Genomic DNA, 20,344 nt, shown 5'->3' with positions numbered 1-20,344 from the left:
CCGTTCGAGCATGCCTCACCTGCGGAAACGCGCTCCGCAGGACGGTGGGGCGCGGCGGCGTGATCGCGGCGCTGGCCCAGGAGGGCGGCCTGCCCTCGGTGCTGTGGGCCGGCCCGGAGAGGACCAGCCGCGCGGTGCGCGAGGGGCACCACCCCGTGCAGGGCACGGTCCGCTCGGGCCCGGTCAGCCTGCGGCTGGGCGGCCGCGCTCCAGACGATCCGCGAGACCGGCGACGCCGACGCGCTGGACAAACAAGAGGAGCGGCCCGCCAGGGCCTCGGTTGAGGGTGGTGGTGGGAGACGGGCGGGCGGTGGACGCGGCCTTCCTGGGCAGCAGCGTCACGGTCGCCGGCCACGGCGGACGCTTCGAGCTCGCCCTGCGCCAGCACGGCCTGCTGCGCCCCCTGACCGCCGCCGAGCTCTCCGACGGCACCCTGCGCTATCTGCTCTGGGCGGCCGCACTGCTCACCCCGCGGCCCCCGTCCCTCCTCGTCCTCAACGAGCCGGAGACCAGCCTCCACCCCGATCTGGTCCCCCACCTCGCCGACCTGATCCTCACCGCCACCCGGGACACCCAGATCGTCGTGGTCACCCACGCCCGCCCGCTCGCCGAGGCACTCGCCAAGGGAGCGGTGCGCCACCGTCTCGACGTCAACTCCACGGAGCTGGTGAAGGAGTTCGGGCAGACGGAGGTGGCGGGCCGGGAGGGCCCCCTGGACGAGCCGCTGTGGCACTGGCCGAAGCGGTGAACGGGCACATGCGGAAGTCCCGCCCCTCGCGCGCGGGACGGGACTTCGCACCAGCACGGGCTGCGCGGCGGGATCAGCCGATCTGCGTACCGGTCGCCGACAGCGCCTCGGTCACCGGCTGGAAGAACGTCTCACCGCCGGAGCTGCAGTCACCGCTGCCGCCGGAGGTGAGGCCGACCGCCTTGTCGCCCGAGAAGAGCGAGCCGCCGCTGTCGCCGGGCTCGGCGCAGACGTCGGTCTGGATGAGGCCGTTGACGATGTCGCCGTTGCCGTAGTTCACGGTGGCGTCCAGGCCGGTGACCGTGCCGGAGTGCACCTGCGTGGTCGAACCGCTCCGGGTGACCTGCATCCCGACGGTCGCCTCGGCCGCGCCCGAGATCTGCTGGGTCGAGCCGTTGTACAGGTTGACCTCGCTCGGGTGGTCGACCTCCGCGGTGTACTTCACCAGACCGTAGTCGTTGTCCGGGAAGCTGGAGTCCGCGTTCTCGCCGATGACGGTGCCGGCCGAGTCGGACCAGGTGGAGATGCCCTCGGTGCAGTGCCCGGCGGTCAGGAAGTGCGGCTCGCCGCCCTTGACCACGTTGAAGCCGAGCGAGCAGCGACCGCCGCCACCGGTGATCGCGTCACCACCGGCGACGAAGGGCTTGTACTCCCCCTTCGACCGCTGCAGTTCGGCCGTGCCGCCGAGCTCCTCGACGACCTGGCTCAGCTTCTTCCACTCCGCCGCGGAGACGGTGCGGTCGGCGGTGACCACGACCTTGTTGGTGGTCGGGTCGGTCACCCAGGCGGTGCCGGGGATGGTCGCGTCCCGCTTGAGCGTGGTCCGCGCGCTCTTCAGCTCGGCGAGGGAGTTCTCGACGATTCTCGCCTTGGCGCCGGCCTCCTGCACCAGCTGGGCGGCGGCCTCGTCGAGCACGTTCACGACGAGGCTCTTCGCCTTGGCGTCGTAGTACGTGCCCGCGGCGTCGGTGCCCAGGTCCTGACCGAGCGTCGAGGCGAGCTTTCCGGCCGCGAGGGCCGACAGCGTCTTGACCTCCGGGGTGGCCGGGGTCTCGCTGGCGTTCGCACTCTGGAAGGTCACTCCCGTGGCAACCAGTGCGGTGATGCCCGCACCTACCACGGCGGCCCGCCGCTTGGGTATGCGTCGGTGCTTCAACTCACGTCCTCCTGTGGGGGGTTGATCCGGAGAGGCTGTGGGGGCCTTACCGGATCAGAAGGTCTGTGGACTGGGCGACCACTATTCCTAGAGCCACAGGGAGCACACAAGGTCGACTTCAGGACGCGCGTACGACAACTGACGTGCGCCCCTTACTGCTTGTACAAGCTTGACTGTTCACGGTCAGCACCGAGGTTCTTCGCACTGCAAACACTACGTGCGAGTAACCTGTGTCGGTCCGTGAGGTCTAGTCCTGTCTTGAAATCGCCCCTCGGGCCGGATCGGGTCGGACCCCGGACAGGCGTGAGCCCCCGCACGCGAATCGCGTGCGGGGGCTCACTTGATGGTCGACCAAACCAATACCCCTGGGAGCGCGGGGAATTCCGCGACGAGCCACGGACGACGCGCAAGCCGCCCACGACCGTCATCGGCGAGGAGCTCAGTACACGCTCACGCCGTACGCGCTCAGCGCCTCCGTGACGGGCTGGAAGAACGTCGTGCCGCCGGAGGAGCAGTTGCCGCTGCCGCCGGAGGTCAGACCGTAGGCGACGCCGTTGCTGCCGTAGAGCGGGCCGCCGGAGTCGCCGGGCTCGGCGCAGACCGTGGTCTGGATGAGGCCCGAGACGATGTCGCCGCCACCGTAGTTCACGGTCGCGTTGAGCGCGGTGACCCGGCCGCTGTGCGTACCGGTGGTGGAACCGTCACGGATGACGGTGGTGCCCACGCTCGGAGTGGCGGCACGGGTGATGTCGACGCCGTTGGCGGTGCCCGGCCGGCTCACGGAACCGGAGTACCGCACGATGCCGTAGTCGTTGCCGGGGAAGCTGGAGCCGGCTGTCGAGCCGATGACCGTGGTGCGGCCGGAGTTGGAGTACCAGGTACCCGCGCCGTCGGTGCAGTGCCCGGCGGTCAGGAAGTACTCGGTGCCGTTGCCGGCACGGACGTTGAAGCCGAGGGAGCAGCGCCAGCTACTCGCATAGATGGCGTCGCCGCCCTGGATGAGCTTGTTGAACGTGCCCGGGGTGCGCTTGATCGTCAGCGCGTCGGCGTCGCCGCCGGCCTGCCGCTTGATCTCGGCTATCTCGGCCTGCGACACCGTGCTGTCGACGGTGACGACGACCCGGTTGGTCTTGCTGTCGACGGCCCAGGCGGTACCCGGGACGTCGGCCTCCAGCACGGAGCCGCTGACGCCCTTGAGCTCGGCGGCGCTGAAGGTGGTGGGAGTGTCGGACGCGTTCGCGCTGGGGACCGTGAACGCGGCTGCGGCCACGAGGCCGGCGGAAACGGCGATCAGCCGGGTCCGTCTCGCGACTCCGCTGCGGGGGGTGGTGCGCTTGATCCTCACTTCTCGTTCCTCCACATGGGAAGTAGGGGGCCCGCGTGGGGTCGGGGCCCGGTGAGGCGCAGCCAGCGGCATCGGTGTCCGGATCCCGAACCCGTCGTGCCCCTGACAAGCGCTGAGGGGGAGTATTCGGCCGCACGGCCGACGCGCGCAAGGGCGCCTTTCGGCCGTCAACATTTGAACGATGGATCAGAACGGGCCCGCCGTCCCCCCCGTCGGAAGCCGTCGGATCACGCGGCTGAAGTGGTCGGCGAAGGCGCACGGGGGCAGCGAAGCGCCTGCCCTTTCCCCGCTGCCGACGTCCACGACCACCGCTCACGACGAGTCGTCCTCCTGCACGGACACCTACTGCGACAGCTCCCCGTCCAGCACGAAGGCCGGCTCACGGCCGAGCCCTGGCCCCCGCCGACGCGCCTCGCACCGGGGAGAAGCCGCGTACACCTCAGGCCCCTTCACGGACCAGGGCGACCAGCCCGCGCCCGCCGCACACCACCCTGGACCGCCGCCGTCGGCCGCGCAGGACCCGGGATGTCCGGAAGTCGCCCCTCCGGATGGTCGTGGAGCCGGTGGTGGCGGTGAGCGCGAGCGGGGCCGGCCGGGCCGGACTCCTTTCCCCCGGGTCAGCAGTTGCAGTCGCAGCAGCAGCCGTCGCAGCAGTTCCCGCAGCAGTCACAGCCGTCGCAGCAGTCGGAACAGTCGTCGCAACGATGGCAGAGGCCCTCCTTGGGCTCCCGCGTCCACGGGTCCTCGTACTCGCCGCAGCACATCTGGCACGTACAGGCGAGGCCTGCCCAGACGAGGCACCCCGCGAGCAGCCCGCGCCGGTCGCGGCGCGGTGGCCGGGGCGGCAGCGGCCCGCCGGGTCCGCCGGGCGGGGCGTAGGGACCGGCCAGTTCGGACCGGTGCCCGCACGAGGCGGTGCCGAAAGCGCGGTCGACCGAGGCGGGCAGCTCGTGCACGAGCAGCCGGTGCGCCAGCCGCCCGTCGGAGAAGTCCACCTCACGCAGCGCGAGCCGGATCCCGTGCACGGCGTCACCGGCGAGCCGGCGGGCCTCGGTGAGCGAGGTGCCCGTCGCGGTGAGCGGGTTCCAGGCACCCGACGCGGCGTCAGTTCCCCGGTCCTCCACGGCGTCCAGCAGATGCGCCAGCCGTCCGAAGAGCCGCCCGGCCTCGGCGAGCGGCTCGGCGTTGCCCGGCCGTCCGGCCAGAACGGCGGTGTGGGCGAAGGCGGCGGCCGTCGCGGTCTCCGTCGGTTCGGTGACCGTCAGGATCGGCGTCCCGGGCCCGGCGAGCGCCTCGACGCCTGCCTGCCGGTCCACGGCGTCGACCAGCACCGCCGTGTCGAAGCCGACGCCGGCCCCGCCCCGGGCCCCGGCACGCCCCCACCGGTCCGCCACCCGGCGGGCGGCGACCGCCACGGGCGCCCGGGCCAGCAGCCCGTCCCCGTCGGCCACGTGGTCACGCACCTTGGCCGAGGCCAGCACCAGCGAGACCGCGGCCGCCAGCCGTGCCCCCTCGCCCTGGGCCACGGACGCGCTCCGCATTCCGCGCAACGGACACGGCCCGGCCGTACGCCGCAGCTCTCCGCCGTCCCGCGCGAGCGCCTGAGCCTCCGTCAGAACGGAGACCAGCAGCCCGTCGTAATTGGTGACCACGCGCGCGAACTGCCCGTGGTCGCTGCGCAGCGCGAGACACAGCCCGCACAAATGCGCCATCCACTCGGTCTTGAGCCGCTCTCCCAGCCGGTGCCGACACGGCCTGACGATTCCGAACATGTTGATCCCCCGTGATACGCGCGATGTTGAGCGGCGGCATCGTATCGACGTCAGACACTTCTTCGTATCGGCCGATTTTCACATCGGTTCGACCGCTCCGGTTCACCCGTACGCCCCGCCGCTCACCCATACGCCAGTAAGAATCATATTTCACTCACAGTCAGCAGCTGTGTATGGCAACACCCTTGGGGTATCCGGGCTCTCGACGTATCCGCCGTGCACCAGTACCGTCACAAACCCCCCGCGCGGCGTCTATCCACTTGGCGCGCCGTCCGCATCATGGATGACCATAGGGATGCGGAAAGCAAGAAGGATTGCTGTGAGAGGAGGCGTCCATGGGATCGGTGCGCAAGGCGAGTGCGTGGCTCGGCCTCGTCGACGACAACGATGACGAGCGTTACTACGACGACGAGTACTCCGAGGGGACCGAGTCCGGCGACGCCTGGGTCACGGACCCGCGGGTCAAGGTGGCCGCGGACACGGCCGAGCAGAAGGAGCGCCGGATCGCCACGGTGACTCCGGACAGCTTCCGGGACGCCCGTGCCATCGGCGAGCTGTTCCGGGACGGCGTCCCGGTCATCATGAATCTGACGGCGATGGAAGCCGCCGACGCCAAGCGCGTGGTGGACTTCGCGGCCGGCCTGATCTTCGGGCTGCGTGGATCGATCGACCGCGTGTCCAACCGGGTGTTCCTGCTGACCCCCTCCGACACGGAGATCGTCAACGGGGACCCCGCCGCCCACCGGACGGACGGGTTCTTCAACCAGAGCTGAGGCAGGGCCGCTCACCGGAGCCGCCCCCGCGGGGGCTAGCGGAAGGCATCGAGTCCGGTGAGCGCCTTGCCCAGCACGAGCTGGTGCATCTCGACGGTGCCCTCATAGGTGAGCACCGACTCCAGATTGGTCGCGTGCCGCATCACCGGGTACTCCAGGGAGATCCCGTTGGCACCGAGGATCGTCCGGGCCGTCCGGCAGATGTCGATGGCCTCCCGCACGTTGTTGAGCTTGCCGAAGCTGACCTGCTCCGGCCGCAGCCGCCCCGCGTCCATCCGCCGCCCCAGGTGATGGGCGAGCAGGATCCCCTTGTGCAGTTCGACCGCCATGTCGGCGAGCTTGGCCTGGGTGAGCTGGAACCCCCCGATGGGCCGCCCGAACTGCTCCCGGGTCTTCGCGTAGTCGACGGCGGCCTCGAAACTGGCCCGCGCCGCCCCCATGGCCCCCCACACGATGCCGTACCGCGCGTGCGACAGACAGCTGAGCGGTCCGCGCAGCCCGGACACCTCCGGCAGTACCGCATCGGCGGGCAACCGCACGTCGTCGAGGACCAGCTCGCTCGTGACGCTCGCCCGCAGCGACCACTTGTGCTTGATCTCGGGCGCCGAGAACCCGGGGACGTCCGTGGGCACGGCGAACCCGCGGATCCCGTCCTCGGTCTGCGCCCACACCACGGCCACCCCGGCGACGGACCCGTTGGTGATCCACATCTTGCGCCCGTTGAGCACCCAGTCGCCGCCGTCACGCTTGGCGTACGTCCGCATCGAGGCCGGGTCGGACCCGTGGTCGGGCTCGGTCAGCCCGAAGCACCCGATGACGTCCCCGGACGCCATGTCCGGCAGCCAGCGCTGTTTCTGCTCCTCGGAGCCGAACCGGTGGATGGCGTACATCGCCAGCGAGCCCTGCACCGACACCAGCGACCGGATCCCGGAGTCGGCGGCCTCCAGCTCCAGGCAGGCGAGGCCGTACTGCACGGCGCTGGCCCCCGCACACCCGTAGCCGCTGAGCGACATACCGAGGGCGCCGATCCCCCCGAGCTCCTTGGCCAGTTCCCGGATCCCGGGCAGCTCCCCCGCCTCGTACCAATCGGCGACGAAGGGCAGCACGCGATCCTCGGCCCAGCTGCGCACGGTGCCCCGGACGGCCAGGTCCTCGGGCTCCAGCAGGTCGTCGATCCCGAGCGGATCCGACGGGTCGAAGGGGGGCGGTTTCGGGGACACGGGCATCCTCCGGGCAGCTCAAACTAGCAGCGCTAGTCACGGACTCGGGCTGACGTTACGACGCCCTTGTGTCGCGGAGCAACCATCCCTCGGCCGACGGTGCCGATCAACCCCGGCGGGCGACGTCCACCTCGGAGCGCAGGGGCACCGGGCGCACGGGGGCGGCGGGCCGGGGGGCGGTACGGGGCGAGGGCACTTCCGCGGCGACGGTGTCGCAGTGCATGAGGCGCGGCAACCGCAGCGCCATCACCGCCCCCAGCAGCAGCAACCCCGCGCTGACCAGCAACGTCACATGCAGTCCGTGCACGAAGCTGTCCCGGGCCGCCCGCCGCAGGGCCACCCCGGCGGAGCCGCCGAGGTCCCCGGCCACGTCGTACGCCTCGCCCAGCGAATGCCCCGCCGCGGCCGACGCCGCCGCCGGGACGCCCGGCACGGAGGACAACCCGGGGGCGTACGCCACGTTCATCACCGTGCCGAGCAGCGCGATCCCGATCCCCGCCCCGAGCTGGTACGACGTCTCCCCTATCGCCGCCGCGCCGCCCGCCTGCTCCGCCGGGGCCTCGCTCAGCATGGACTCGTACGCACCGAACAGCGTCGTCTCCAGCCCGAACCCGAGCAGCACGAACCCGGCGAGCATCAACGGGGCGTCGTCCTCCCGACCCATCGCCGTGAGCAGCATGACCGCCAGCGCGGTCAGGCAGAACCCGGCACAGACCATCCGCCGCGGCCCGAACCGCCGCAGCATCCGCGCCCCGAACAGTCCCGCCACCATCGCCGCCACGGTCAGCGGCAGCAGTCTCAGTCCCGTCTCCAGCGGCGACAGCCCGAGCACGAGCTGCAGGTACTGCGCCGCGATCAGCTCCAGCCCCACCAGGGCGAGCATCGCCAGCACGATGCAGCCGACCGACGTGCTGAACGCCGGCCGCGCGAACATCCGCAGGTCCACCAGCGGATGCTTGCGGCGCCGCTGTCGCCGTACGAACAGCACGAGCAGGGCCCCGCCCACGAGCAGCGGCACCACGGTGAGCACGCTGCCGGCCGGCTCCCCGCCGCCCAGCCGCTTGACCCCGAACACCATGCCGAACAGGCCGGCCGCCGCCATCAGCGCGCCGACCACGTCCCATGGCCCGTCCCCGCTGCCCGTCGACTCGGGCAGCAGAAGCCGCCCCACCGGCAGGCTGACCAGCATCAGCGGGATGTTGACGAGGAAGACCGACCCCCACCAGAAGTGCTCCAGGAGGAAGCCGCCGAGCAGCGGCCCGACCGCCGCGCCGACCGCGGCCACCGCGCTCCAGATGCCGATGGCGAGCGCCCGCTCGCGCCGGCCGGGGAAGACCTGCCGCAGGATCGACAGCGTCGCGGGCATGATCATCGCGCCGCCGACACCGAGCAGCGCCCGGGCCAGGATCAGCAGCTGCGGGTCCTGGGCGACGGCCGCCATCGCGGAGGCGACACCGAACAGGGCGTATCCGAGCAGCAGGATCCGTCTGCGGCCCACCCGGTCGCCGAGGGTGCCGAAGAGGATCAGCAGCGAGGCACAGACGAGCGGGTAGGTGTCGACGATCCAGAGCAGCTCTATCGCGCTGGGCCGGAGATCCTCGGTGACGGCGGGCACCGCCACGTGCAGCACGGTCGCGTCGACCGCGACCAGCAGCAGGCTGGTGCAGAGGACCACGAGAACGACCCAGCGGTTGGCACCGGCCCCGGCCGCCCGACGGCGCAGCCCGACGGCGGCCGTGGTCGTCCCGGACATGTACGTACCTCCCAGATGTTCCCTCGCGTTCGGCGGGCTCACGGGGGCGGGGGACCTCCCGGGACTCGGCCGGAGAGGAGCGGTGTTCTCCGACCCGCGCAACGAACGGCGAGTGACACGTCAGCGTACGCGAGTTCCCGCCGGGGTCGCGTGGCGGACCTCTCATACATTTGGCGTAACGGTGTGGCGTGCGCCACTACTCTCCCCGTCCACCACGCCGGGGCCGTCGGGCCGGTTCCGGCCGCCGTCGATAATCGAGCCCGTGACCGATCTTGAGACACGCGTGGCCCCCCGGAGACTCGCAGGAGCGGCCCCGGCCCTGCTCGGGTACGCGGCCGTCCGCGCCCTGGGCCTGGTGGTGCTGGCCGTCTGGAGTGCCGCGCGCGACAAGAGCGCGTTCACCCTGCTGACCGCCCGCTGGGACTCCCTCTGGTACACCCGGGTCGCGGAGCTGGGATACGGCTACGAGGTGCGGCTGCCGAACGGCGACGTCCACTCCAACCTCGCCTTCTTCCCGCTGCTGCCCTGGCTGGAGCGGCTGCTGCACGCGGTGACCCCGCTGTCGTACGCCGGCGCCGGCTTCGTCGTCGGCCTGTTCGCCTCCCTCGCCGCGGCCTGGGGGATCTTCGCGGTCGCCGCCCGTCTGTACGGGCGACGGGTGGGCCTCTGCGCGGTGCTGCTGTGGGCGGTGCTCCCGGTGGGGATCGTGCAGTCGATGGCGTACAGCGAGTCCCTGTTCACCGCGCTCGCCGCCTGGTCGCTGTACGCGGTCCTCACCGGCCGCTGGCTCACCGCCGGCACCCTGGCTCTGCTGGCGGGCCTGACCCGGCCGGTGGGCATCGCGGTGGTCGCGGCGGTCTGGGCGGCAGCCATCGCCGCCTTCCTCCGGGAGCGCGCCGGCACTGCTCCATCCGCGCACCACCGGAGCACGGCGCCCGAACCCGGCGCGCTCCCGGACGGACACGCCCCCTCCCCCACCCACCACCCGCCCCCGGAGGGCGCACGGGCCTGGCGACGCGCCCTCGGCATGCTGCTCGCGCCCCTCGGCACCGCCGGGTACGTCCTGTGGGTCGGCCACCGCACCGGCGCCGGTCCGCTCGGCTATCTCGACGTCCAGGCGGGCTGGCGCAACGGCTTCGACGGCGGATACGCGTTCGCCCGCTTCATCGCCGAAAAGTTCACGTCGTTCCCCTCGGCCCTGGCCGCCGTGGGGCTGATCATCGGGGTGGCCCTGGTGATCTGGCTCTATGTCGTCTGCGTCCGGCAGCGCCAGCCGCTCCCGCTCCTGGTCTACGCCGGGGTCGTCACCGCCCTCGCCCTGTGCGCGTCGAGCTACTTCGGCTCGAAGCCGCGCCTGCTGCTCCCGGCGTTCCCCCTGCTGCTGCCGCTCGCCCTCGCCCTGGCCCGGCTGCGCACCACCGCGTCGGCACTGGTCGTCGGGGGCGTCGCGGCGGCCTCCGCGGTGTACGGCGCGTTCTGGCTGAACGGTTCCGGTCCGCCGTGAGCCGCTTCGGGCGGTCGGTGAGCCCATGGAGAATTCCTTCGGATGTTCGGGTGAACGATTACACAAGCGGCCTAAAACCCCCCCACTGGAATGATCAAAGGAAATGAAGGGAAGCGGACCTGCCTATTGCCGGATTCCTTGGAGATAAACCCGTTCCTGAGAGCAATCCCACATCACATCGTCATTACAACCCAGGTGATTCGTCGGGGAACTGAGCTCACTCGCTGTAACGTCGATTGAGTGCGTACCGAACCAAAGCTGACCCGGCTAGACCGGATCTTCGCCCGGCTGGACCGTGAACCCGAGCGGCCGGCCCTCGACGTGCCGCGTATGACGCGGCACCGGGTGGTGCTCTTCGGCGCGACTCTCGCCTTCTACCTCACGATCGTCCTGGCCGTGGTGACCTCCTCGTGGCTGGTCCGGTTCGACTGGCAGGCGATGCTCTTCCGGCCGTACCAGCAGTGGCCCGGGATCCACGCGTTCCTCGACTACTGGGTGGTCCTCGGCCAGCGCGGCCCGACCGCCGTGATGGTCGCCGCCTGGCTCGGCTGGCGCTCCTGGCGGCAGCACACCGTGCGGCCGCTGCTGGCCTTCGGTGCGGCGCTGCTGCTGCTGAACGTGACGGTCGGCGCCGTGAAGTACGGCCTGGGCCGCTCGGGCCCGCACTACGCGACCGAGGTCGGCTCCAACGAGATGTGGCACTGGTTCCAAGCCGGCAGTGACATATTTCCCTCGGGTCACACCGCGAACGCCGTCGTGACCTGGGGCATCCTCGCCTACCTGGCCACCTCGCCGCGGGCCCGGCGCTGGCTGTCGGCCCTGTCGGCCGTGCTCTCGCTCAGCGTCGGCCTGACCACCGTCTACCTCGGTACGCACTGGCTGAGCGACGTACTGCTGGGCTGGGCCGCGGGGCTGCTGATCCTGCTGGGGCTGCCATGGTTCGAGCCGCCGATCGCCCAAGCCGAGGCCTGGCTGCTGGAGGTGCGCGACCGCCTGCTCGCGGGTGCGCGCCGGACAGCACCGCGGCCCACGGCGGTGCCCGCCACGGCGCCGGTCGTGGTCACCCCGCTCGCGGCGGCCGAGGAGGAGGCACCGTCGCGCGAGACCGTCTCCCAGGCGACGGCTCGCGCCCCGCGCGCGTCGATCTTCCGGACGCCGAACCCGCACACCACCCGCTCGGAGCGCACGCCGGGTGCCCCGGCGGGCAGCCGCCGCCCCCCGCACCCCGAGCGCGTCACACGCGGCTCGACACCGGCGGCCCGTCCGGTCGCGGGCGGCTGACCGGCACGGACGGACGCACGGCCGAAGGCCCCGGTTCCCTCTCAGGGAGCCGGGGCCTTCGCCGTGTCCGTGTCCGTGGCCGTCTCCCGGTCAGCCCTTCCAGGCCCGCGCCACCGTGCCGTCCTTCACCTCGAAGTTCAGCCGGCCCACCCGGTACTCCATGGTGATGATCGCCCCCGGCGGCAGCGAGCGCACCGTCGTCCAGCCGTGCCCACGCGCACGTGCCTCGGCGTCGGCCTGGGCGAGGCCGACGTAGGTCTCGGGGTCGTCATCGGGTTCGGATGTCGAGAACGGTGCCATACCGCCACGCTAGGCGCTGTGCGGCGGGCGGGGAAGTGCGCACCGCGCACCGTCCGTCACTGGTCCCCCTCCGGTCACACTTCTGTCACAGGACCACGACATGCGTTTCCGTGCGACTTCCTCACACGGACGGGCGGTTCCGTACGCCTTACGCACGTATTCGAACGCAATTCCCGCGTGTCGGCACGGCACTCCGAATTGCCGGCGGAAAGCTCGCGAAGGACTGGCCCTGTGCGGTCCGGCGAGCGCCTTTCCTTTCCGATTCGGGCCCGGTCCGCGAGACGGCGGAACGGCACAGGAAACACATGCATTCCGCACACGATCCCCATACGTCCCCTGTCGCTGCCGCGGCGGCGCGAGCGTCATGGCCCAGGCTCGCGGGCACCCGTGGCGCGGGCTCGGCGGGCCCGGGATGTCATGGGGTGTAGGGGCGGGTAAGCCAGTCGACGATCACCCGGCCGGGCCGCCGGGCCGCCACGGGTCGTCCTGTCGCCGGTACGGTCTCCGTCCGCATGCCGTGCTCCCACCGACCACAAGAAGATCGGGCATCTCTACCTGATCACGTCGTTCGCCTTCTTCCTGATCGCCGGGGCGATGGCGCTGGTGATGCGCGCGGAGCTGGCCCGGCCGGGACTGCAGATCGTGAGCAACAACGAGTTCAACCAGTTGTTCACGCTGCACGGCACGATCATGCTGCTGCTGTTCGCGACGCCGAGCTTCGCGGGCTTCGCCAACGAGTTGATGCCGCTGCAGATCGGCGCGCCCGACGTGGCGTTCCCGCGGCTCAACATGCTCTCCTACTGCTGCTGTTCCTGTTCGGCGGGCTGATCGTGCTGGGCTCGCTGCTCGTGCCGGACGGACCGGCCGCCTTCGGCTGGTTCGCCTACGCGCCCCTCAACAGGGCTCGCTGTCCTTCGAGACGCCGATGCTGTGGTCGGTCGGCTTCCTGGTGACGTTCCTGTTCGGCGGGCTGACCGGGGTGATCCTGGCGTCGCCGCCGATGGACTTCCACCTCACGGACTCGTACTTCGTGGTGGCGCACTTCCACTACGTGGTGTTCGGCACCGTCGTCTTCGCGATCTTCGCGGGCTTTCACTTCTGGTGGCCCAAGTTCACCGGGAAGATGCTCGACGAACGGCTCGGCAAGATCCACTTCTGGACGCTGTTCGTCGGCTCCACACCACGTTCCTGGTGCAGCACTGGCTGGGCGCCGAGGGCATGCTCCGCCGCTACGCCGACTATCTGGCTGCCGACGGCTTCACCGCCCTGAACACCGTCTCGACGATCGGATCGTTCCTGCTCGGCCTGTCCACGCTGCCGTTCCTCCACAACGTCTGGAAGACCGCCAAGTACGGCACGAAGGTCGAGGTCGACGACCGCTGGGGCTACGGCCGCTCCCTGGAGTGGGCGACCTCCTGCCCGCCCCCGCGGCACAACTTCACGGCGCTGCCGAGGATCCGCTCCGACTCCCCGGCCTTCGACCTGCACCATCCCGAGTACGCCGAGCGTCATGTCCTTCAGAGGCCGGGCGTTCCAGAGCCCGGCTCAGGCGGTCGCGGGCGGCCGTGAGGGCCTCGGTCAGCTCCGCCGGCCGCAGCACCTCGAACTCGAAGCCCATGAGCATCACGTGCATGACCATCACGTCCAGGCTCGCCGCCCCGGTGCGCAGGATGCACGCGTCGTCACCGTCGGGCTCCAGCGTCCCGTCGGACGGCGAGATGCGCTCGGCCGCCTCCGCGAGGGGCACCAGCAGCCGTACGACGGCCTGAGTGGCGTACGCGCGTGTGGAGACGCCCTGGGAGACGTAGGCGGCCAGATCCTCGGCGGGCGGCGTACGGGGCGTGCAGCGCGGGCCGTGCGGCGGCTTCGGGGTGAGGCGGTCGACGCGGAACGTCCGCCAGCCCTCCCGGTCGAGGTCCCAGGCGACCAGGTACCAGCGGCGCTCGGTGCAGACCAGGCGATGGGGTTCGACGGTGCGGCGGGTCACGGTGCCGTCGTGCGAGCGGTACGCGAAGCGCAGCCGTTCGGCGTCCCGGCACAGTCCCGCCAGCTCGGTGAGCACGGCCGGGTCGACGACGGCCCGCGGGCCCCTGAGCATGGGCACGGTGAAGGCGTGGAGCGCGCTCACCCTGGGGCGCAGCCGGTTCGGCAGCACCTGCTCCAGCTTGGCGAGCGCCCGCACGGAGGTCTCGCCGATGCCCTCGATGCCCTGCCCGGCGGCCGTGCGCAGGCCGACAGCGACCGCGACGGCCTCGTCGTCGTCCAGCAGCAGCGGCAGCTCGGCACCCGCGCCCAGCTGGTAGCCGCCGCCCGTGCCCGGGCTGGCGTCGACCGGGTAGCCGAGCTCGCGCAACCGGTCGACGTCCCGGCGCACGGTGCGCGGGGTGACGCCGAGGCGTGCGGCGAGCTCGGCGCCGGACCAGTCACGGCGGGCCTGCAGGAGGGACAGCAGGCGCAGCAGACGGGCGGAGGTTTCCAGCATGGGGACGAGGGTCACGCACCCGGGCGCCGGCTCAGGTCCTCGCCGTAGAGCTCCAGCAGGTAGTCCTCCACCACCGGGGTGAGCGCCTCGACATAGCCGTCCGCCAGGTGACCGAAGTCGCGGTAGACCATGGTGTTGCCGACCACGGTCGGGCAGGTGCCGGACGGGGCGCAGATCCAGTCGTAGGGGTCGAGGATCGTCACGTCCTCGGCGGCGGCCGCCTCCCGGATGGCCTGGGTGACCTCGGGCTTGCGGTCGGCCTGCGAACGGTGCCGGGCGCAGTCGCTCAGGGTGTCCGGGTGCGCCACCGCACAGTCCACGGCGTTGTTCTTCGGCCAAGGGGTGTCCAGCACGGTCAGCACCCGGGTGCCGCCCTCCTGGAGCATCCGGTACGTCTCGGCCTGGCCCTTGCCCCAGACCTCGGCCATGTCGCCCTCGCCGTACAGCTTCGCCGAGTTGGAGCTCGACGTGATGACGAGTTCGGGCTTCATCTTGCGGATCTTCTCGATGGTGACCGCACGCCAGTCGTCACAGGTCGAGTACGGGCCGCCGTTCCACTCGATGGTGATCTGCGAGATCTTGCAGGCGTTCTTGGTGAGCGAGTACAGCTTCCAGTGGTGCTTGCGGGCGATCGCGTCGAGCGCCGGGAACCACTGCGCGACGTGCGAGTCGCCGAAGAGGACCACGGTGCGTTCGGCGTCGGTGTCGCCGTACAGGCAGGGCTGCGTCTGCACCGTCCCGGTCATGGTCAGCGCGCAGTCGTCGGTGTAGACCGCGGACCGCTTGTAGGCCGTGTCCCGCATGCTCGGCGTGAGGTTGGACGGGAGCTTCTCCACCGGCTGCCGCAGCAGTTCGGTCAGCGCGGCACGGGGGTCGGACGCGCTGGCGAGGGTCTCCTTGGTGTCGGGCCGGGCCACGCCCTCGCTCAGGGTCGGCGGGAACTGCACGGCGAGCACCGCGGCCGCGGCCGCCGTGGCCGACAGGCCGAGACCCAGTGACAGACCGCGGCGGGCCCGGGCCTTGAACGCGCGGTGGAAGCGCATCGGGTTCTCCACGAGGTGGAGGGTGGCCCAGGCCAGGACGATGCCGCCGAGCGCCGCGATCAGCCGCAACGGTCCGTCGTTCTCGCCGAACCCGACCGCGGCCGGGACGATGATGATGAGTGGCCAGTGCCAGAGGTACCAGGCGTAGGAGATCCCGCCGATCCATACGGCGGGGCGCAGGGAGAGGACCGCGCCGGCGCCCCAGCGGCCGGCCGCGGCTCCTCCGGCGAGGACGGCGGCGGCACCGGCGACCGGGATCACGGCGTTGTAGCCGGGGAAGGGGGTGCTCTCGTCGAAGGAGACGGCCGCGTAGGCGATGGCGGCCAGACCGGCCCAGCTGACGACTGCCGCGACGGGGCGCGGGATGTCGTCCAGGCGGTGCGCCGCCAGAGCCAGCAGGGCGCCCACCGCGAGCTCCCAGATCCGCGCCTGCGAACCGAAGTAGGCCCAGGACGGGGAGGTTTCGGTGAGGTGGAGGCTCAGGGCGAAGGAGGCGACGGCCAGCGTGAGCAACGGGATCGCGAGCAGCACCCGGCGCCGGAACAGCTTGAGCCCGACGATCAGCACGATGGGCCAGATCAGATAGAACTGCTCCTCCACCGCCAGCGACCAGAAGTGCTGGAACGGAGAGGGCGGCACGTCCGTGTTGAAGTAGTCCGTCCCGACCTCGGCCAGCCGGAAGTTGACGACGTACCAGGCGGAGGCGATGGCGTCCTTGGCGTAGTCCGCGAAGCGCAGCGGCCCCAGGAAGAGCCAGGAACCGGCGAGCGTCGCCAGCACCACGAGGGTGGAGGCGGGCAGCAGGCGCAGCGCGCGGCGGGCGTAGAAACGGCCCAGGGATATCCGGCCGTCGCGGCCCCACTCGCGGAGCATCAGCGAGGTGATCAGGAATCCGGAGATCACGAAGAAGACGTCCACGCCGACGAATCCGCCGGCCACCGAGGACACCCCTGAGTGACCGAGCACCACGAGCGTGACGGCCACGGCGCGCAGGCCCTGGATGTCGAGCCTGAGTCCCGCACCGCCCGCCGCCGGAGCCGGCGGCTTCCCTTGGTCCCCGGGAGCACCGTCCCGTGGTCTCGGCAGGGACGGAACGTCATCGGAACTGGGCCGCGGGGGATGCACGAGGCGGCGGACGGGCACCGTGAGAATCTCCTTGCTCGTGGGGCGTCACCCGGCCGGCGCTGGTTGTCGCCCCGGAGCCGGACGATCGAACTTACCCTCGACCGGGTCCGCGAGTCATGACGTTGCCATCACATCAGCATAACGAGCAGGTGAACCGGGTTTGAATCGAAACCAACGGCATTGGACACCTTAGGCCTTGCGGACCAGTTGAGGCACGTCCGCGGTTCGCCGCCCGGCGACCAGGGCTTCGAGAACCGGTCCTTCTCAGCGAACGGGCAGCGGCGGGCCGAACACCGCGGGGGCGTCCTGCGTACGGGCCGCGCTGCCCGGGATGATCAAAGTGATGCCGGCCTCGATCCGCCCGGGACTAGGCCCGATGGTCTGTTCATTGGCGTCGTAGAGGGCTTTCCAGCCGCCCCCGATGCGGTACTCGGCGGCGATCGAGGACAGCGTGTCCCCGCGCTTGACGGTGTACCAGCGGCCCTTGAGGCCGTAGCGCTGCGCGCAGACCGGCCAGGCCTGCCATCCCTGCTCGGCGACCACTTCCCGCGCGACGGCGATCTGCTCCGCCCTGGTGGCGAGGTCGGCGCGCGGGGCGTACTTCAGGCCACCGAACGCCTTCCAGGTGGGCTGGGAGAACTGCAGGCCCCCGTAGTAGCCGTTCCCGGTGTTGAGCTTCCAGCGTCCGCCGCTCTCGCACTTGGCGACGCAGCCCCAGGGCCACTGGTCGTCGGCGCACGCGAGGGACGAGCGCAGGGTGGTCGGCCCGGTCGCCGGGGACGCCGGGGGTGCCGCCTGGGCGGCGACGGGGGCGAGGACGGTGAGCAGGGCGGCGGCGAGGCCGAGCGTGAGTGATTTTCTGTTCATCGGATCACGCTAGGCGGCGTGCCGCGCGGGCCGGCCGAGCCGCGCCCGGTACGCGCCAGGGCCCCACCCGGTCGGCGGACCGGGCGGAGCCCCGTGCTGCGTTCAAGGGCGGAGCGTCGTGCCGCGTTCGCGGGCGTCGCCCCGTGCCACGGTCAGGCGGGCGGCTCAGAGGACGAGGCGCTGCCCGGGCACGATCACGTCGGGATCACCGCCGATGACGTCCTTGTTGGCGGCGAAGAGCCGCTGCCAGGTGGTGCCGTTGCGGGCCGCGATGGCGCTCAGCGTGTCGCCCTGGCGGACGGTGTGGTCACCGCGGGACGCGTCCCGGTCGGTGTGCCCCGACTCGCGCACCGGCTCCTGCGCGGGCTGCGACGACCGGGACGGCCGGGACTGCGTCGGGGCCGAGTTCCCGCCGGACGCCTCGGGTGCGGCCGGCGCTCCGCCGTACGCCCCGGCGCGCGTCGAGCAGGTCGGCCAGGCGCCCCAGCCCTGGGCACCCTGGACCTTGGTGGCCACGGCGATCTGCTGCTCCCTGGACGCCTGGTCGGCGGTCGCGGCGTACGCGGTGCCGCCGTAGGCGCGCCAGGTGTCGGCGGAGAACTGGAGTCCGCCGTAGTAGCCGTTGCCGGTGTTGATGTGCCAGTCGCCGCCGCTCTCGCACTGGGCGATGCGGTCCCACACTCCGCCGTCCGCCGCCGTGGCGGTGCCGCTCGCGGCCAGCAGCCCGAGCGGTGCCAGCAGGGCCGCCCCGGCGAGAACCGCCGTCGTACGCGCCTTACGAACGTTGCGGGTGGTATCGGCACATTCGGACATGTGATTCCCTCTCCACGTACCCGGGGTCCCCCAGGTCGGGCGCGCTTCCCACGCGAGGGCGTGGTGGTCGCGCCGGCCCCGTCCGCCGGAGGTGATGCTGCGGACCGGCCTGACGCGGCCGGCCCGGGCCGGTGGACGTACCCGAGCGGTGCTCGATGCACACGGCGCAGGAATGTACGGAGCATGCCGAGCCGGGTTCAACCAACTGCCCGTCGCTCCAGGCCAGTTCACAGTTACCCGAGGTAGCGGATACTTTCGGCCACCTATTTCATTCGCCGATTTCAGGATTTGTCGACCACGGCCACCTCTACACTGTGACCCACCTCACCGACTCAAGTCCCTTACGGTGACGACCACTTGACGCAGTGTGTTCGATTTCATGCCGGTCGTGACCGTGTGCGGTGGATGGTTCGATTCCGTTCGCCCAGCAGCGTGACTACCGCCACAGCTCGGCCGTTGTCTTCTTCATGAGCCGGGGACGCACCCCGGCCCACAGGCCGGGAGCCACCCGGCCTCGCCACGCACCGCATCCCGAGGGAGCCACCCGTGCCGCGCATGCTCGACGTCAGCGACGAGGTACGCGCCGAGATCGGCGACGAAGAAGCCGACCGGCTGCTCGCCGGAGACAACGCCCCGGGCAGTTACGACTGCACGTCCTGCCGCACCCCGGGCGACTCCGAGCACGAGCGCACCAGCACCGTCCTGTTCATCGGCGACGAGACCGCCGTGCTCGCCTTCGCCCACGCCGGCTGCCTGCCCTCGCAGGTCGTCCAGGTCACCGAGGAGCAGCTGCAGGGCGCCGTGAGGTCCATCAGCGGCAACTCCGCCGACCTGGAGCCCGCGAAGCTCGTACCCGAGCAGGCGGTGCTCGGCGTGACCAGCGGCCTCGTCCTGATCGCCGGTGAGTTGCACCCGGCCCTGGTCGTCGAGCCCACCGGCCCCATCGTGCGCCCCGGCTCCACCGCCGCCGGGGACGACTTCCTGCCGCTGCTGATCGAGCAGGGCTTCATGCCGGTGACCGAGCTGAACTCCGTACCGCCGGTGCTGCACGGCTGGTCCGTGCTGCTCGCCATGGGGCAGCTGCACGCGGTGCTCCAGCCCGGGATGAACGGCGGGCAGCCGGTGGCATGGTGGCAGGCGCACCAGCCGCTGCAGGTCACCGAGGGCTGGCGGGCGGCCGCGAACAAGCACCAGCAGGTGCTGATGTTCGCCGCGCCGGTCGGCTCCATCGGACGGCAGCCCCGCGAGGACCTGCTGCGGGACGCGCTGGACAAGGCCGCGGCGGGCGGCAAGCTGGTCGCGAGCGTGCTGCCGCTCGCGGGGACCTGACACCCGGCTTCGTCCGGGCGGTGAGGAGCGTCGCCGGGTGCGGGTCGTCCGTGGCCGGGCGCGCCGTTCGCCGCGCCCCGTGAGGCGGTGCCGCGACCGCATCCCTTCCCGCTCGGGGTCGTTTGGACATACGTGCACGCATACGACGTTTCCCGCCGCCAGTCCTTGCAGCCGATTCCGTCCGCTCGGTCCGGTCAGGATCATTCCTGCGGGCCATCGGCCACGCCGATCTACGACGCGCTCTACGCCGAGTACGTCAAGTCCTTCCGTGCGCTGCCGGGCGACCGGCGCGGCGAGGAGCACCTGGGGTTCACCGCGTTCGGGATCCTCCCGCAGGGCTCGGACGCGCACAGCGGCTCGTACGGCGCCTACAGCGCGGGCGCGCAGACCACCCGGCACAGCGGTGGGCAGCAGCCGACCTGGCAGCGGGTCGGCACGCTCGGGCAGCAGTACTCCACAGGAACGCATCACATCCCCGCGCTGCCACCAGGCCCCCGCCGGGGAATCTGAGAGGGCGGCCCCCGACGGGGGCCGCCCTCCTGCTGTTCCTACTTCTTCTTCGCGCCGCGCTTCTCGCGCACCCGCACCGAGATGTGGATCGGCGTGCCCTCGAAGCTGAACTCCTCACGCAGCCGGCGCTCGATGAAGCGCCGGTAGCCCGCCTCGATGAAGCCGGAGGCGAAGAGGACGAACCGCGGGGGCTTCGTGCCGGCCTGCGTGCCGAACAGGATGCGCGGCTGCTTGCCGCCCCGGACCGGGTGCGGATGGGCGGAGACCAGCTCACCGAGGAAGGCGTTCAGCCGGCCCGTCGGGACGCGCGTCTCCCAGCCCGC

The 20,344-nt window shown here is 71.4% G+C and carries 16 protein-coding genes and 2 pseudogenes; 7 read left to right on the top strand and 11 right to left on the bottom strand.

Features of this window, described 5'->3' with window-relative positions; genetic code table 11:
• The first annotated feature begins 292 nt into the window (after positions 1 to 292).
• Positions 293 to 748 carry an AAA family ATPase gene (locus AB0O67_RS10355; RefSeq protein ID WP_365448252.1) on the top strand — a complete coding sequence of 152 codons (456 nt, stop codon included), beginning with the start codon at positions 293 to 295 and terminating at the stop codon, positions 746 to 748.
• Positions 749 to 821: 73 nt separating this feature from the next.
• On the opposite strand, the gene AB0O67_RS10350 is transcribed toward AB0O67_RS10355, so the two are convergent.
• From AB0O67_RS10350 to AB0O67_RS10340, 3 genes are all read right to left on the bottom strand, one after another.
• Positions 822 to 1,904 carry a S1 family peptidase gene (locus AB0O67_RS10350; RefSeq protein WP_365448250.1) on the bottom strand — a complete coding sequence of 361 codons (1,083 nt, stop codon included), beginning with the start codon at positions 1,902 to 1,904 and terminating at the stop codon, positions 822 to 824.
• Positions 1,905 to 2,343: 439 nt separating this feature from the next.
• Positions 2,344 to 3,249 carry a S1 family peptidase gene (locus AB0O67_RS10345; protein WP_365448248.1) on the bottom strand — a complete coding sequence of 302 codons (906 nt, stop codon included), beginning with the start codon at positions 3,247 to 3,249 and terminating at the stop codon, positions 2,344 to 2,346.
• Positions 3,250 to 3,866: 617 nt separating this feature from the next.
• Entirely contained in the window at positions 3,867 to 5,021 is a 1,155-nt protein-coding gene (locus tag AB0O67_RS10340; RefSeq protein WP_365448246.1) for a DUF5685 family protein, read from the bottom strand.
• A 335-nt stretch (positions 5,022 to 5,356) separates the two neighbouring features.
• Between AB0O67_RS10340 and AB0O67_RS10335 the strand changes: the two genes are divergently transcribed.
• Positions 5,357 to 5,794, top strand: a complete 438-nt coding sequence (locus AB0O67_RS10335) for a cell division protein SepF (protein WP_365448244.1) — start codon at positions 5,357 to 5,359, stop codon at positions 5,792 to 5,794.
• A gap of 35 nt (positions 5,795 to 5,829) precedes the next feature.
• On the opposite strand, the gene AB0O67_RS10330 is transcribed toward AB0O67_RS10335, so the two are convergent.
• Both AB0O67_RS10330 and AB0O67_RS10325 read right to left on the bottom strand, forming a co-directional pair.
• Positions 5,830 to 7,020: an acyl-CoA dehydrogenase family protein gene (locus AB0O67_RS10330; protein WP_365448242.1), complete on the bottom strand. Its 1,191-nt coding sequence runs from the start codon at positions 7,018 to 7,020 to the stop codon at positions 5,830 to 5,832.
• A gap of 100 nt (positions 7,021 to 7,120) precedes the next feature.
• On the bottom strand, positions 7,121 to 8,767 hold the full coding sequence (locus AB0O67_RS10325; RefSeq protein ID WP_365448240.1) for an MFS transporter: 1,647 nt from the start codon (positions 8,765 to 8,767) through the stop codon (positions 7,121 to 7,123).
• A 262-nt stretch (positions 8,768 to 9,029) separates the two neighbouring features.
• Here AB0O67_RS10325 and AB0O67_RS10320 point away from each other — a divergent pair, with 262 nt between their 5' ends.
• Both AB0O67_RS10320 and AB0O67_RS10315 read left to right on the top strand, forming a co-directional pair.
• Positions 9,030 to 10,271: a hypothetical protein gene (locus tag AB0O67_RS10320; protein ID WP_365448238.1), complete on the top strand. Its 1,242-nt coding sequence runs from the start codon at positions 9,030 to 9,032 to the stop codon at positions 10,269 to 10,271.
• Positions 10,272 to 10,511: 240 nt separating this feature from the next.
• Positions 10,512 to 11,552: a phosphatase PAP2 family protein gene (locus tag AB0O67_RS10315; protein WP_365448236.1), complete on the top strand. Its 1,041-nt coding sequence runs from the start codon at positions 10,512 to 10,514 to the stop codon at positions 11,550 to 11,552.
• A gap of 90 nt (positions 11,553 to 11,642) precedes the next feature.
• Here AB0O67_RS10315 and AB0O67_RS10310 read toward each other — a convergent pair whose 3' ends face one another.
• Positions 11,643 to 11,852, bottom strand: coding sequence for an I78 family peptidase inhibitor (locus AB0O67_RS10310; RefSeq protein WP_365448235.1), 210 nt, complete (start codon positions 11,850 to 11,852; stop codon positions 11,643 to 11,645).
• A gap of 486 nt (positions 11,853 to 12,338) precedes the next feature.
• Between AB0O67_RS10310 and AB0O67_RS10305 the strand changes: the two are divergent.
• Positions 12,339 to 13,349, top strand: a pseudogene (locus tag AB0O67_RS10305) (cbb3-type cytochrome c oxidase subunit I); the annotation flags it as partial.
• On the opposite strand, the gene AB0O67_RS10300 reads toward AB0O67_RS10305, so the two are convergent.
• The 4 genes from AB0O67_RS10300 to AB0O67_RS10285 all read right to left on the bottom strand — a co-directional run bounded on the left by AB0O67_RS10300 (position 13,291) and on the right by AB0O67_RS10285 (position 18,182).
• A complete protein-coding gene (locus AB0O67_RS10300) occupies positions 13,291 to 14,334 on the bottom strand; it encodes a YafY family protein (RefSeq protein ID WP_365448233.1) in 1,044 nt (347 codons plus the stop codon). The pseudogene AB0O67_RS10305 and the gene AB0O67_RS10300 sit on opposite strands and share 59 nt — an antisense overlap.
• A gap of 11 nt (positions 14,335 to 14,345) precedes the next feature.
• Positions 14,346 to 16,502, bottom strand: coding sequence for an acyltransferase family protein (locus AB0O67_RS10295; RefSeq protein WP_365448331.1), 2,157 nt, complete (start codon positions 16,500 to 16,502; stop codon positions 14,346 to 14,348).
• 264 nt (positions 16,503 to 16,766) lie between these two features.
• Positions 16,767 to 17,369 carry a transglycosylase family protein gene (locus AB0O67_RS10290; protein WP_365448231.1) on the bottom strand — a complete coding sequence of 201 codons (603 nt, stop codon included), beginning with the start codon at positions 17,367 to 17,369 and terminating at the stop codon, positions 16,767 to 16,769.
• Positions 17,370 to 17,534: 165 nt separating this feature from the next.
• Entirely contained in the window at positions 17,535 to 18,182 is a 648-nt protein-coding gene (locus tag AB0O67_RS10285; protein WP_365448229.1) for a transglycosylase family protein, read from the bottom strand.
• A 546-nt stretch (positions 18,183 to 18,728) separates the two neighbouring features.
• Here AB0O67_RS10285 and AB0O67_RS10280 point away from each other — a divergent pair.
• Complete coding sequence (locus AB0O67_RS10280; RefSeq protein ID WP_365448227.1) at positions 18,729 to 19,511, top strand: hypothetical protein; 783 nt, start codon at positions 18,729 to 18,731, stop codon at positions 19,509 to 19,511.
• Between the two features lie 132 nt (positions 19,512 to 19,643).
• Positions 19,644 to 20,021, top strand: a complete 378-nt coding sequence (locus tag AB0O67_RS10275; RefSeq protein ID WP_365448225.1) for a hypothetical protein — start codon at positions 19,644 to 19,646, stop codon at positions 20,019 to 20,021.
• Between the two features lie 38 nt (positions 20,022 to 20,059).
• Here AB0O67_RS10275 and AB0O67_RS10270 read toward each other — a convergent pair.
• A pseudogene (locus tag AB0O67_RS10270) lies at positions 20,060 to 20,344 on the bottom strand (ribosome biogenesis GTPase Der); the annotation flags it as partial.

The organism is Streptomyces sp. NPDC086077, from assembly GCF_040686175.1.
GTDB lineage: Bacteria > Actinomycetota > Actinomycetes > Streptomycetales > Streptomycetaceae > Streptomyces.
Note: the sequence above shows the minus strand (reverse complement) of the source record. Positions and strands in the feature narration are given on the sequence as shown.